The sequence below is a fragment of the Kistimonas asteriae genome, from assembly GCF_018263925.1.
GTDB lineage: Bacteria > Pseudomonadota > Gammaproteobacteria > Pseudomonadales > Endozoicomonadaceae > Kistimonas > Kistimonas asteriae.
Genome location: NZ_JAEVHF010000003.1, coordinates 244,103 through 258,034 on the forward strand (window position 1 = coordinate 244,103; position 13,932 = coordinate 258,034).

Here is a 13,932-nt window from a genome sequence, read left to right on the forward strand (position 1 = left end):
TCGGTCGCGCTAGATTATGCCGCAACGTTTTGTCTCGCCCAGAAGAAGTACGCAGGTATGCAAAAGGCATTTACAGATCGATTTCTCCGTTACGTTTCCTTCAACACCCGTTCCGATGACGCCAGTGACACGGTGCCCAGTACGCTTGGTCAGCAGGTGCTTGCACAACAGCTGCGTGATGAGCTGGCAGCCATGGGGTTGGCGGATGTCAAACTGGACGGCAACAGTTATGTAACCGCACGACTGCCCGCGAATACACCCCATCCTGTGCCCTCGATCGGTTTTATCGCGCATATGGATACCGCGCCGGATGCCTCGGGCGAAAACGTCAAACCACAGATTATCGAACACTATGACGGCAAGGACATCCTGCTCAACCACGAGCAGGCACTGCACCTGTCACCAGTCGATTTTCCCACGCTGAAACAATATGTCGGCAAGACCCTGATTACCACTGACGGCACCACCCTGCTGGGCGCGGATGACAAGGCCGGCATTGCCGCGATTATGACCGCCATCACTTATCTGGTTGAACACACTGACATTCCCCATGGCGACATCTGCATCGGTTTCACCCCGGACGAAGAGATAGGCCGTGGCGCCGATCACTTTGATGTTGCCGGCTTTGGCGCCCGCTGGGCCTATACCATCGACGGCGGCGCACTGGGCGGGCTGGAATGTGAAAACTTCAATGCCGCCGGCGCTGATATTCTATTCCGTGGTCGCAATATTCACCCCGGCACCGCCAAGGGAATGATGATCAACGCCATGCATCTGGCGCGACAGTTTGCCAACGAACTGCCGGCCAATGAAGTGCCGGAAAAAACCGAGGGCTATGAAGGCTTCTTTCACCTCTGCAGCATGGCCGGCAGTGAATCAGAAGCCAAGCTGGAATACATCATCCGTGATTTTGACCGCGACAATTTCGAACACCGCAAACAACTGCTGTTGTCCATTGCTGATAGCATGAATCAGCAACTCGGCGAAGAACGGGTCATCGTCACGCTGACCGAAGAATACGCCAACATGCGCGAGGAACTGGAAAAATTCCCCCACGTGGTATCGATTGCCCGTGAGGCGATGGAAGCCTGCGGCATTCAACCGGACATCAAACCGATACGGGGCGGTACTGACGGCTCCCGTCTGTCCTTCATGGGACTACCTACGCCCAATATTTTCACCGGTGGCCATAACTTCCACGGCCCCTATGAATACCTCTGTGTTGAGTCAACCTTAAAAGCCATTGAAACCATTATCAGCATCTGTCGCCTGACGGCAGAGAAGTCCTGGGACACCAAATAAAAACACCGTCTTCCAGCCGCTGGTGATGGGGACCATAACCAGCGGTCAGTCATACCAAAAACCTTGCAGATCCTGTTGCCATTAGGGGGGACTCCATCGTGAGTAGTACTGCTACCGCTACGCATCCTGAACAGAAGAAAAAACTGTCATTTCCATCTGCCTACACCGTGCTGCTCATTGTGGCCGCACTGGTCGCGCTATTGACCTGGATGGTGACACCGGGCATCTATGACAAATTGTCGTACGACGACGCCAGCAATACGTTCACGGTTACCTATGCATCGGGAGACATGAAAGAATTCCCGGCCACCCAGGAGACACTGAACCAGTTTGACATCAAGGCCCAGCTCGACAAATTCACCGGCGGAGACATCCGCAAGCCCATCGGTATTCCTGGCACCTATACCACCGTCGAACCCAGCCCGCAGGGAGTAACGGCATTCTTCCAGGCGCCAATCGCCGGCATGTACGACTCCATTGGTGTCGTCTTCTTTGTGCTGGTGATTGGCGGCTTTATCGGGGTGGTCAACCACACCGGCGCCTTTAATTCCGGGATTCAGAGCCTTTCGACGGCACTGGAAGGACGCGAAAAATGGCTGATCATCATCGTGACGGCCCTGATCGCCGTTGGCGGCACCACCTTTGGTATGGCTGAGGAAACCATCGCCTTCTACCCGATCCTCGTCCCGATATTCCTGGCGGCCGGGTATGACGCCATTGTCGCCCTGGCGGCCATCTACCTGGGCTCTTCCGTGGGCACCATGTGCTCTACCGTGAACCCGTTCAGCACCATTATTGCCTCCAACGCCGCCGGCATTAACTGGACTGATGGCCTGACACCCCGCCTGATCATGCTGGTACTGGGTACCGCCCTGTGCATCTGGTACCTGATCCGTTATGCGGAAAAAGTGAAGGCAAACCCGGAGAAATCGCTGATATTCAGCCAGAAAGCCGAACTGGAAGCCCGTTTCCTCGGTAACCACTCCGCTGACAATGCCCAGATGAGCTCTCAGACCAAGATGATCCTGAGCGTCTTTACCGCTACTTTCATCATAATGGTGTATGGTGTCTCCCAGCTGGGTTGGTGGTTCATGGAAATGACCACCCTGTTCTTCGTGGCTGCCCTGATCGTCGGCGTGCTATCTCGCAGTGATGAAAAGGCCTTTGTCCGTGAATTCCTGCAGGGCGCCAGTGATCTGCTGGGCGTCGCCATGATCATCGCCATTGCCCGCGGCGTCACCATCCTGATGGATCAGGGTATGATCAGCGACAGCATCCTGCATGCCAGCGCCGGACTGGTCGACGGCATGGATAAAGGCTTCTTCATCGTAGTGATGATGGTGCTGTTTGCCGGTATTTCCTTCTTCGTGCCGTCCTCTTCCGGCCTGGCCGTACTCTCCATGCCGATCATGGCGCCGCTTGCCGATGTGGTGGGATTGCCCCGGGATAATATTGTCAGCGCCTATCAGTATGGTATGGGCCTGATGGCGTTCATTACCCCGACCGGGCTGGTGCTGGCCTCACTGGCCATGGTCAATGTGACCTTTGATAAGTGGCTGAAGTTCGTGCTGCCGCTGCTGGGCATGCTGACAGGGCTGGCGGCTGTATTACTGCTGATTACCGCTTATCTCTGATTCATTATGTAGTTGAGACATGAGCAGCCAAATAGATTGGCTGCTCATTGTGACTAGCAAGCAGTAAAGAGGGCTACCTTAAACAGGGTTATCAATATCCACAAACTGGTGAGTGATACCCAGCGTTTCTGACAGCCATTCACCCAGCGCCTGAACACCATAACGCTCTGTCGCGTGGTGGCCGGCAGCAATATAATGAATACCGTTTTCTCGGGCAAAATGGGTGGTCTGTTCCGAGATCTCACCACTGATGTAAGCATCAGCTCCCAAATCCAACGCCTTTTCTATATATCCCTGTGCGCCGCCGGTGCACCAGGCAACCTTTTTAATCGTATGATTACCTCCACTCACCAGCAAGGGCGTGCGCCCAAGTGCCTGCTCAACCTGCTTCCCCAATGCGTCCAGAGATTGTGGCGTTCCCAATCGCCCAGTCAAACCTATTGACCTCTGCTCATCGGCATCCATACCGCCGGTGGTTTCAAAACCCAGCATTTTACCCAGACAGGCATTATTGCCCAGTTCAGGATGGGCATCCAACGGCAGGTGATAAGCGATTAAACTGATGTCATGTTCAATCAGTTTGCCAATACGGCGGCGTTTCATGCCCGTCAGGCAGGCATTTTCTCCCCGCCAGAAGTAACCGTGATGCACCAGAATCGCATCGGCATCAGCGGCAATGGCGGCATCCAGCAGGGCTTCACAGGCCGTGACGCCCGAGACAACACGCCTGACCTCACGGCGGCCTTCAACCTGTAATCCATTGGGCGCATAGTCCTTAAACAGCCAAGGCTTGAGCTTCTGCTCGGTCGCATCAATCAGGTCATTCAGCAAAACTGACATAAATGGTTTCCATTCTAGCTATCTCTATATCCATAACTCTATCAAAAGCCTATGAAAAAAGACCCTGTGACTCTTTCCATCCCTTCTTTGCTAACTGATGTTTCTACAGGCCGCCAAACATGGACTGCTTCAGTTTCTAGACAAAATGAAAGACGCCACCCAAACTATTTTGTAACCAAAAAAACAAAGCGTATCTTCCAAGGAGCGGAGTCATGCCCTCATCTATTCGCATTCATCAACACGGCTTTACCTTGATTGAGCTGATGATTGTGGTTGCGATCATCGGTATTTTGTCAGCTGTAGCGATTCCTGCTTACCAGGATTACACTAAGCGTGCACATATCTCAGAAGGCTTGAATATGGCTTCTGGCGTCAAAGCGGCGGTGTCTGAATACTATGCTTCTGAAGGTAGCTGGCCGACTTCCAATGCCATGGCTGGCCTTGATAATACGCTCTCAGGGAATGCCGTTAAGAGTGTAGCCGTACAGGCTGATGGTTCAATCTTGATGACATACAACAGTAAAGTGATCGATGATGCCAAGCTATTACTGAAACCGACGGCAACCAATGGCGCTATTCAATGGCAATGTGCTGCTGTATCAGGGTCCGGTATGAAAACAGCTTACTTACCATCCAACTGTCGCAATACTGCCACTATTTCTTCGCCCTGATCGCCATAAACAGTGAACCGTGTACCTATTGCGAGATAACATTGGATACACGGCTTCGCATTTACTTATACCTGTGAGTCCAACAACCTCGGACAAAAGCACCCTGAAGCTTTTTCTGCAACGCTTGAAATTAGGACTTCGTTTTTGCCATCAACCAGACAATTACTTACAATCGATAATCATCATTTATCTATTCTTGATATAAATTTATACACCGGAGTGTTATCAGCAAACGGATGAAGCATTCACTGCGTTATTTCGGCTGGCCTGGCTTATGTGGGCTGCTTCTTGCCATCGTGCTCTTGCAACTCTTTCCCCAGCTGCGTGGCGTTCATTTTTCCGCCGAGAACAAGACGGGGAATCTTTCCAGCGCTTTCTCAGGGCCATATTCTTACAATGATGCGGTTGAACGTGCAGCCCCCTCTGTAGTCAATATCTTTACCACACGGGCCATACGCCGTCCTCCGGCAGAGCTTGATAACCCACTCCTGCATGATGCCTACAGTTATGACCGGGTGCCCCGCCGCCAGCGCATCCAATCGAGTCTCGGATCCGGCGTCATTGTGCGGCCTGAAGGGTATATCCTGACCAACAACCACGTCATCGCCGGTGCTGATGACATTATTATTGCCCTGCAGGATGGCCGTGAAACCCACGCGACCATTATCGGCTCCGACCCGGAAACCGATCTTGCCGTATTAAAAATTCAGCTGGATAACCTACCCGGCATTACCTTGACTGACTCACAGACTATCCGCACCGGCGATGTCGTGTTGGCTATCGGTAACCCTTTTGGCTTGGGGCAGACCGTCAGCATGGGCATCATCAGTGCAACCCAGCGCAATCTCCGGCTAAGCACCTATGAGAATTTCATTCAGACGGATGCCGCCATCAACATTGGCAATTCTGGCGGTGCACTGGTTAACGCCCGGGGAGAACTGGTGGGTATCTCAACCGCCCTGTTGACCAGCGACGGTGGTAGCGAGGGGCTGGGCTTCGCCATTCCCTCCAATCTGGCCAACCAGGTATTGACCTCCATCATCGAAGAGGGCCGGGTAGTCCGTGGCTGGCTGGGCATTGAGTCCCAGGCATTGACACCAGAGCTGGCTTCGGCCTTCGGGCTTGGGCCCGGCAATGGCATCTTGATTTCGGGTATTTATGACAACAGCCCGGCGTCTGAAGCCGGTCTGCAACGGGGCGATGTCATCATCAGCATCAATAACATGGAAGCCAACGACGGCAAGCAGATCATGAACCAGGTGGCGAACCTGCACCCAGGCAGCGAAGTCCCCATTACGGTGTTACGTGGCGGTGAAACCGTCAGCCTGGTATCAATGGTCGGAGAACGCCCCCCCTTGCTGGGTAGTCGCCATTAAGTCAAAGGCAGCAGGTTGTTCACTGCTGCCTGAGAATGACGACCTAATCATTTATACGGTATTCAGCAGATCGGGCATGAGCCGTTAAGCTCTCTCCCCGTGCCAGCACAGATGCTACCTTCCCCATCTCTGAAGCACCCTCTGCGGAAAAGCGAATCAGCGATGAACGCTTCTGGAAATCATACACCCCCAGTGGCGATGAAAACCGGGCGGTTCCCGAGGTGGGAAGCACATGGTTTGGCCCTGCACAGTAATCCCCCAGCGCTTCTGCGGTATATCGCCCCATGAATATCGCACCGGCATGGTGAATAGACGGCACCAGCGCATCCGGGTCAGCCACAGATAGCTCCAGGTGCTCAGGCGCAATCCGGTTACACAGGGCCACGGCCTCTTCCAGGTCAGCCACCTGAATCAACGCGCCCCGATTATTGATAGAAGCAGCAATAATATCCCGGCGCTCCATCTCAGGCAGCAACCGGTTCATGGCATCCTCGACCTGATCCAGCCAGCCACTATCCGTTGCAATCAAAATGGCCTGGGCGTCTTCATCATGTTCTGCCTGGGAGAACAGATCCATGGCAATCCAGTCCGGCTCGGTACCACCGTCGGATATCACAAGAATTTCAGACGGCCCGGCAATCATATCAATGCCAACCTGGCCATAGACCATCCGTTTCGCTGTCGCGACATAGATATTGCCAGGGCCCACAACCTTGTCGACTTTCGGGATGGACTCTGTACCCCAGGCCAGCGCCGCCACGGCCTGGGCTCCACCGATGGTAAAGATCCGATCAACCCCGGCAATCGCCGCGGCAGCCAATACCATCTCATTAACAACACCATCAGGCGTGGGCACCACCATGACAATCTCGGACACACCTGCCACTTTCGCAGGAATCGCATTCATCAAAACCGACGACGGATAGGCGGCACGCCCGCCGGGGACATAAATGCCCACCCGTTCCAGGGGCGTCACCTTTTGCCCCAGCACCGTGCCATCATTCTCCTCATACTGCCAGGATGATTGCTGTTGCTTTTCATGGTACCTGCGGATACGGTCTGCGGCACATTGCAAGGCATCGAACTCGGCATCAGAGATGGCTTTCAGCGCTTCTGCTATCCGCTGTTCACTGAGTTCCAGCTCAGCCATCGTTTCGGCGGTAACGCGATCGAAGCGTCGGGTGAAATCGACTACTGCAACATCACCTTCATGGCGAACCCTGTCGACAATCTCAGCAACCGTTTGCTGTACAACCTTGTCAGAAACGGATTCCCAGGCGAGCAACTGATCCAGGCGATCATCAAAGTCCTCAGCACCTGCCACCAGACGAGCGGGCCTTAACAGTGACGGTGTAGCACTCATAACAACTCTCCCTTTTCGCGGCGCGCCCTGTCGACCGCGTCAGACAGGGTGTTGATCAATACGGACAACGATCGGTGCTTCACCTTCATTGCCGCCTTGTTCACCACCAACCGCGAGCTGATATCAGCGATAAGCTCGCGAGGCTCCAGTCCATTGGCCCTGAGCGTATTCCCGGTATCCACCACATCAATGATACGATCCGCCAGGCCAATCAGCGGCGCGAGCTCCATGGAGCCATAGAGCTTGATAATGTCGACCTGCTGCCCAAGACCGGCATAGTAACGCTTGGCCACATTGACAAATTTGGTCGCCACACGCAGCCGCTTGCCCTGTATATCCTGCTGATCAACCGGTGCCGCTGTCATCAGCCGGCAACGGGCAATATTCAGATCCAGGGGTTCATAGAGTTCCTGGGAGCCATGCTCCATGAGGACATCCTTACCGGCAACACCAAGATCGGCGGCCCCGTATTCAACGTAAGTCGGCACATCACTGGCGCGAACGATCAACAACCTGACGTTGGGCTGGTTGGTCGGAATGATCAGTTTGCGGGTCTTTTCCACATCTTCGGCAGGACGGATATCCGCCGCTTCCAGCAAGGGACAGGTATCCCTCAGGATACGCCCTTTTGATAGCGCGATAGTGAGTACTTCATCTGTCATTATTGTGTCCGGCGTCAGTTTTTATACGATGGTTTCAGCCTTTATGAGCGGATTCTGCCACAGACCGCATAGTGACTAAAGCGCTGATCAAACTTGAGTCATTTCCAACAGTCAACCAATTCAATGGGTTGAACAGGGGGAACTCTGTAGAGTCTAATGACGCACTTTCACAAAAACGTGTGTACCTACGTCATTCACAGACTGAGCAACACACAACCTCTGTTCAAAAATAGCTATAATTGTGTTCGATACCAATGCCAGTATTGAACAACTTGTAACAGAGTTGATGATTATGCCGCTAAATGTTCAACCTGAAAGCGATCCCGATTGGAGCAATATAGCCAATTGCTACTCCTACGCCTGTAATGATAAACACCCCTCGAATGGGTATTTCGGAGGAGCAATACCTGGCTCCACAAAGGGAACACCTGCGTTTCCCGGTCCCGATTACCATAACCGATTGATCACAGGAGCTATTGCTGACGGAATGAGATATTGCAGTGAAAATGATTTAACCCATTTACCAAATATTATAGATGGACATTACCTCGTCCTCCTTTTAGCCGACAACAATGGATTCCACTGGATGCGTTATGATCATTTTCTGAACAGATGGAGTTGGAAATCAGGTAATTCAGGCTCCGTTTATTACAATGTTTTTAACGTATCGAAAAATTATTGCGAATACATCAACATGGAAAATCTGTCACGAGTTCTTACTTCGGAGCGAAAAAACTACATCTGGAATACGGAAATGCAGTTCATTGCTTTTTTTCAAGTACCATTACGTGGAATCAATGTATCCTCACCAAGATTAAAACGAAAAAGTATGGCCATGTCTTAAACACTTTTTATCAAACCTACAAAAACAGGTCTATTTAAGCATTCTAAATCAGGAAAAAGCATTCTAGGCAAGCAACAAGCACGTCTACAATTAATAAGGAAGATCATAATTTTTCCAGCAGATATTACTGTCAAAATACTTTACTAAATCCTGAGGTAATGATCTTCTTGCATCTATCGCCATATATTCCTCGCAGCCATCCGTACCAAGTGCTGTTTGATAAAGAGCAATGGGTAGATATGAGCATATAGCACCAGAAAAAGCACCATTACCTGGGCGCAAAGCATCTGGAGGTGATTGGTGGCAGTTCCTATGTAAGTAATCTGCATGCTGCCGTGCTTTATGTCCAAACGATGATTTACCAAAAAACGCCGTTAATATTGAGGGTATATCATACACATTCTGAACAGTGATACCGGCTTCTGAAGTAAAATTCAAGTTATCAAGTCTGCCATTATTATGAATCCAGTACATGGCTATATCTACTACTTTCTGGCCAACGTCTTCAACATTAAGCCGATAACACGACCAGCAATTACAGCTTGTTACATATATTTGATCCAGTGCCAACCCTCCCCAGCCTGTAAGGTGAATAATCCAAGGCAGTACAGACTCCGTTCCAGCAACGACAGCTGCATGTGTAATGAGATCCTCGGGCCTGCCGGAACGCTTATGATCAATAAGTACATCGCCAGATTGCAGCTCTCCAAAATGACGGAGAGCACCGTATACCTTCATAATCTTATATGCCTAAATGCCAAAGTGAGCAAGATCGACTACAAAAGGCTAACACTTTAAAGAAAATCTGGTTATAAAAAACAATAAATTCAAGTAATCTCAAAAACGATTTGGTTAGTTTTAAGGCTTACATCAATATGATTGATTGGTAATCTCTCCGTCAAACGATTTAAACACTCAACCGACAAACGAGGTAGCAGATTACGATTGACTAACTGCTCAATAGCGCGTGCACCAACCAGTGGATTATTGTTCCATGCAACCAGTTGCTCAACCACCGCGTCACTGACCGTCAGTGTTGCCTTGTACTGGTCAGCGACATTCTTGCGAATACGCTCCAACACCAGTCTGCAGATTTTCCGCATATCGTCTGCACCCAGGGGTAAATAGGGAACGATAACCACACGTCCCAGAAATGCGGGTTTGAAATAATTCAGCAACTCATTTTGGATAGCCTCAAGAATCTCATCGCGCGTTGGTTTACGCTGATCACTTTGCAGGTATCGTTCGACGACATCCATAATTGCATAATCCGCCGCATTGGATGTCATAATGATAATGCTATTACAGAAATTGACTTCCCGGCCTTCACTGTCACTAATACAGCCCCGATCGAATATCTGATAAAAAATATCGTGTACGCCTGGGTGAGACTTCTCCATTTCATCGAGCAACAAGACCGAATAAGGTTTACGCCTGACAGCTTCTGTCAACAGTCCCCCCTCTCCGTATCCAACATACCCCGCTGGTGACCCCAGCAATTGAGAAATTTTATGTTCCTCCTTGAATTCAGTCATATTCAACGTCGTGAGATTTTGCTCACCACCAAATAGCTCTTCAGCCAGCGCCAGTGCGGTTTCCGTTTTACCCACACCAGAAGGGCCACACATCAGGAAAACACCGGCGGGTTTACGACGATCCGACAGGCCTGCCCGACTGGTTCGAATGCACTGGCAAAGTTCTTTCAGCGCATCATCCTGGCCAATCACCCGCGCTGTCAGATGTGATTCCAGCGTCAGTAAACGCTGAATTTCATCTGACAGCATGTTATTGATGGGAATCCCTGTCCAACTGGACAATATGGAGGCAATAATCGCACTATCGACCCGGGGAAACACCATGGGCTGTTCTTGCTGGAGCTGCTCCAGCTCCTTACGCTGCTGCAGTATTTTTGAACACTGAGCCTGAGACGACGGCTCCATGGGCATTTCTGTCTCGCTTTCCTGCTGCAAAAACGCATTATCCGCCTGTGCTTCCAAATCCGCGAGATCCTCAACCAGCCCCCGTTCCTTTTTCCATCGTGCGTATAAATCATCCAGCGATTGCCGCGTGGTAACCCTTGCCTGGTCTAGCGTATCAAGACTCTCTTCAAGGTCAGCATGTCCGGCGGCCTGATCTCTACGCTGCTCATTGAGCTCACGCTCTATATAGGCATATTGGTGCTCAAGTTCTTCTATAACTTCAGGAAGCGCATGCCGGGAAAGGCCAACACGAGAACAGGCCGTATCCAGCAGGCTGATGGCTTTGTCAGGCAGCTGTTGTTCCGGTAAATAACGAACAGCAAGCTTCACCGACGACATCACTGCATCATCATGAATACGCACACCATGGTGCGCTTCCAGTGATCGGGCAACCCCCCGCACAATATGGCAGGACTCTTTTTCATCCGGCTCCAGCACCTTTACCAACTGGAATCGACGCGCCAATGCCGCGTCTTTTTCAAAATATTTTTTATACTCCGCCCATGTGGTTGCACCGATAGTCCGCAGCTCACCTCGGGCCAACGCCGGCTTCAACAAATTAGCCGCATCATTTTGTCCAGCCGCACCACCTGCGCCAATAAGGGTGTGCGCTTCATCAATGAATAACAAAACAGGGGTTGGTGCACTCCTGACTTCATTCATCAGATCTTTAAGACGACTTTCTAACTCACCCCTGATACTGGCGCCCGCCTGCAACAAGCCCAAATCCAATGTATGCAGTGCGACCCCCTTCATGCTTTCAGGGACTTCACCCGCAATAATACGTTGGGCTAATCCTTCAACAATGGCGGTTTTGCCCACGCCCGGATCACCGACCAGTATCGGATTGTTTTGGCGTTGGCGTGACAAGATATCGATAACCTGACGAATCTCTTTTTGACGACCGATGATCGGACGTAGCTCGCCATTCCTGGCCGCATCGGTAAGGTTCACCGTATATTTATACAATGCACCCTTTGTAGATGCTCCGTTACCTGCGCTTTGAGGTTGAGACAACGAACTATCAGCAACACTATCGCCCGACCCCTGCCCTTCTGCCAGAGACTGCAGGCTTTCCAGTGATATTCTCTGTAATTCTCTTGCCATCGGAGAATCAAGAATGGTGTACTGCGCCTTCTGCAATAACGCCAGCAGAAGGTCAAATGCCGTAATAACATCATGTTGGCAGTTTACCGAGGCGACCAGCCAGGCATCCTGAATCAGCGCCAGAATTGACATGGAAAGCGACGGTGTCCCTGTATCGCCCTTTTCCAGCTTGGCCAGTCGTGCTTCCAGATCCGTTAAGATGATTTGCCGGGACAGTTTCTGGGTGTTGATAACCGTTTCGATATCAGCTGTCGGTTCAGAAAACAGCATTAACAACCAATGCTCAATTTCAATGTATCGATGCTGATGCCGCACACACAGGCCCGCTGCAGATTCAAGTGACTTTCGCAAACTTGGGTCAAGTTTGCTGATCAGGGTCTTTAGTTCCAGCGATTGCATAATTTAACGCAAAGGAATACTCGCAATTATTCAACCAATTACGATTCACCTTCCTCATTAGGTGCCCCATCGTCAGCAGGGACAGTCTCTGATTCACCGTCTGTACTTGCGGACTTCTGCTGTATCGACGGTAATATTTCATTATCCAGAAAGATTTCAATGTCTTGCATTATCAACTGCTTGACCTCATCCATACCGACAGGCGCATCATCACCCACACGCCCGGCATTTACACTATCGACGAGTTCCGACACAATATTGCCAAGTGCTTCGCCCACATTGTCTCTCAACTTTGGAAGAATCAACCCTAGTTGAAACTTAAAAACAATATCATCACTCATGTAGATCCTACTCTTGCTCTGCACGCCCTATTTCTAATGCAATATTTCTATATGCAAAAAAAAAACGACTGACCAGCCTGTCTCACTTAGTACATCATCATCGTTGAATACAATGCACACACTACTGACGCCAACAAGTCATTATGCTTAACGCAGAAGATGTACAGCCTTTATGTTTCAGCAATGGTACTCATCTCGACTTCCGGTGTATCCAGATTATATTGAAAGGTTACAGCCGGCTCACGAGCCAATAACTTCCCTTTATTGTCCCTTTTGAATAAATAATCGATACGCAGGATTGTCCTGTAGGCAAGCCAATACCGTTCAAGCTTTCCGAGGTCTTCTTCCCAATTACATATCCTGACACCACCAAGCGTGTACTGAAGCATGATATTCATACCTTTCTTGCCCGCCTCTTGCCGGGTTGCAATCACATCAACCGTAAGACTGGGCTCTGCCAGTGAGATGATATTTTCCAGAAAAAGTCCGGTTGTTAAATCGGGCTCCTTGCCAATATAAAACGGCATCAGGCTCGGCTTGTCAGAACCTGTTTCCTCTCCCGCCCCCACAGACATAGGCGCAAACCTATTAACCTGAACGGCGGCCTGACTAACCTCAAACCATTTGGCATTACTATCAAGATCCAGCCCCTGGGCAGTATCTATTACCGTGGTATCACCCTTGAAATAGTCAGAAAACTCACGAATAGCAACGTAAATACCCGTACTCACAGCGCCCACCTTAATAGAAATTGACCAAAAGAAAGGCAATAGCCATTACAATTTCAATGTATTAAAAATGTAAAAACCATCTGGGTGAAAGCAAATTTACACATTCAGTATCCCGCGCCGAAACCCTGAAGAACCATGCGAAATACAACACATATTACAAACCTTCCGTCATTAATGACGGCTTACTTACAACGGTTATTCAGTGACAGGTTGAGTCCGGAGATCCCCAACTGAATGCATTGACTACCTCGTTCCTTAATTTCAAGCCATTGGCGGTGCACCCTGTCCTCATAATGCCTGAATTGAACAAGGAAACCGATATACCGAGCCTGTGGCTCCAGCTCGATTCTTTTACGCCACACATCACCTGGACGGATAGAAACGGGGGGTTGTAAGTGCACTAACTGGTTACCCAGTGCAACATCTGCTTTGTTCTGATACAGGTCAAGAAAGTTAGCCATCTGAAAATTACCATAATCTGACAACTGGTAGATTTTTACAAAAACAGGGCTTGCCTCTTGGTTATCAGAAGGATTTATATAGTGACTGGCTTTTATAACAATATCTACATAACGTGCATGTCCGGAGTTAAAACTGCACCCTTGAAGAAGCAGATAGCAGCAGAGTATGGCTATCAGATAGTATTTTTCAAGATTCGTTAACGACTTCATCGCTTATTGACC

General features: G+C 50.2%; 13 protein-coding genes. 5 read left to right on the top strand and 8 right to left on the bottom strand.

Features of this window, described 5'->3' with window-relative positions; all coding sequences use genetic code 11:
- Positions 1–57 precede the first annotated feature (57 nt).
- On the top strand, positions 58–1,302 hold the full coding sequence (pepT, locus tag KHS78_RS05490) for a peptidase T (RefSeq protein ID WP_211825915.1): 1,245 nt from the start codon (positions 58–60) through the stop codon (positions 1,300–1,302).
- 98 nt (positions 1,303–1,400) lie between these two features.
- On the top strand, positions 1,401–2,936 hold the full coding sequence (locus KHS78_RS05495; RefSeq protein WP_211825917.1) for a YfcC family protein: 1,536 nt from the start codon (positions 1,401–1,403) through the stop codon (positions 2,934–2,936).
- A gap of 78 nt (positions 2,937–3,014) precedes the next feature.
- On the opposite strand, the gene KHS78_RS05500 is transcribed toward KHS78_RS05495, so the two are convergent.
- A complete protein-coding gene (locus tag KHS78_RS05500; RefSeq protein ID WP_211825925.1) occupies positions 3,015–3,776 on the bottom strand; it encodes a Nif3-like dinuclear metal center hexameric protein in 762 nt (253 codons plus the stop codon).
- A 212-nt stretch (positions 3,777–3,988) separates the two neighbouring features.
- Between KHS78_RS05500 and KHS78_RS05505 the strand changes: the two genes are divergently transcribed.
- Positions 3,989–4,447, top strand: coding sequence for a pilin (locus tag KHS78_RS05505; protein WP_211825927.1), 459 nt, complete (start codon positions 3,989–3,991; stop codon positions 4,445–4,447).
- A 236-nt stretch (positions 4,448–4,683) separates the two neighbouring features.
- Positions 4,684–5,823, top strand: coding sequence for a S1C family serine protease (locus tag KHS78_RS05510; RefSeq protein ID WP_211825929.1), 1,140 nt, complete (start codon positions 4,684–4,686; stop codon positions 5,821–5,823).
- Positions 5,824–5,866: 43 nt separating this feature from the next.
- On the opposite strand, the gene hisD is transcribed toward KHS78_RS05510, so the two are convergent.
- Together hisD and hisG are read right to left on the bottom strand one after the other, a co-directional pair.
- The gene (gene hisD / locus KHS78_RS05515; protein WP_211825931.1) at positions 5,867–7,186 is read right to left on the bottom strand and encodes a histidinol dehydrogenase; all 1,320 of its coding nucleotides are present in this window, start codon (positions 7,184–7,186) and stop codon (positions 5,867–5,869) included.
- Entirely contained in the window at positions 7,183–7,848 is a 666-nt protein-coding gene (hisG, locus tag KHS78_RS05520) for an ATP phosphoribosyltransferase (RefSeq protein WP_211825933.1), read from the bottom strand. Before hisG ends, hisD begins: the two co-directional genes overlap by 4 nt.
- Positions 7,849–8,089: 241 nt before the next feature.
- Between hisG and KHS78_RS05525 the strand changes: the two genes are divergently transcribed.
- Positions 8,090–8,692: a hypothetical protein gene (locus KHS78_RS05525; protein WP_211825934.1), complete on the top strand. Its 603-nt coding sequence runs from the start codon at positions 8,090–8,092 to the stop codon at positions 8,690–8,692.
- A gap of 90 nt (positions 8,693–8,782) precedes the next feature.
- Here KHS78_RS05525 and KHS78_RS05530 read toward each other — a convergent pair whose 3' ends face one another.
- The 5 genes from KHS78_RS05530 to tssJ all read right to left on the bottom strand — a co-directional run bounded on the left by KHS78_RS05530 (position 8,783) and on the right by tssJ (position 13,920).
- Positions 8,783–9,430 (bottom strand): hypothetical protein, encoded by a 648-nt coding sequence (locus KHS78_RS05530; RefSeq protein WP_211825935.1) that lies wholly within the window; start codon positions 9,428–9,430, stop codon positions 8,783–8,785.
- An 89-nt stretch (positions 9,431–9,519) separates the two neighbouring features.
- Positions 9,520–12,177 carry a type VI secretion system ATPase TssH gene (tssH, locus tag KHS78_RS05535; protein ID WP_211825936.1) on the bottom strand — a complete coding sequence of 886 codons (2,658 nt, stop codon included), beginning with the start codon at positions 12,175–12,177 and terminating at the stop codon, positions 9,520–9,522.
- 38 nt (positions 12,178–12,215) lie between these two features.
- On the bottom strand, positions 12,216–12,518 hold the full coding sequence (locus tag KHS78_RS05540) for a hypothetical protein (protein WP_211825937.1): 303 nt from the start codon (positions 12,516–12,518) through the stop codon (positions 12,216–12,218).
- A gap of 170 nt (positions 12,519–12,688) precedes the next feature.
- Positions 12,689–13,249, bottom strand: coding sequence for a type VI secretion system tube protein Hcp (locus KHS78_RS05545; protein ID WP_211825938.1), 561 nt, complete (start codon positions 13,247–13,249; stop codon positions 12,689–12,691).
- 182 nt (positions 13,250–13,431) lie between these two features.
- A complete protein-coding gene (tssJ, locus tag KHS78_RS05550) occupies positions 13,432–13,920 on the bottom strand; it encodes a type VI secretion system lipoprotein TssJ (RefSeq protein ID WP_211825939.1) in 489 nt (162 codons plus the stop codon).
- Positions 13,921–13,932 lie beyond the last annotated feature (12 nt).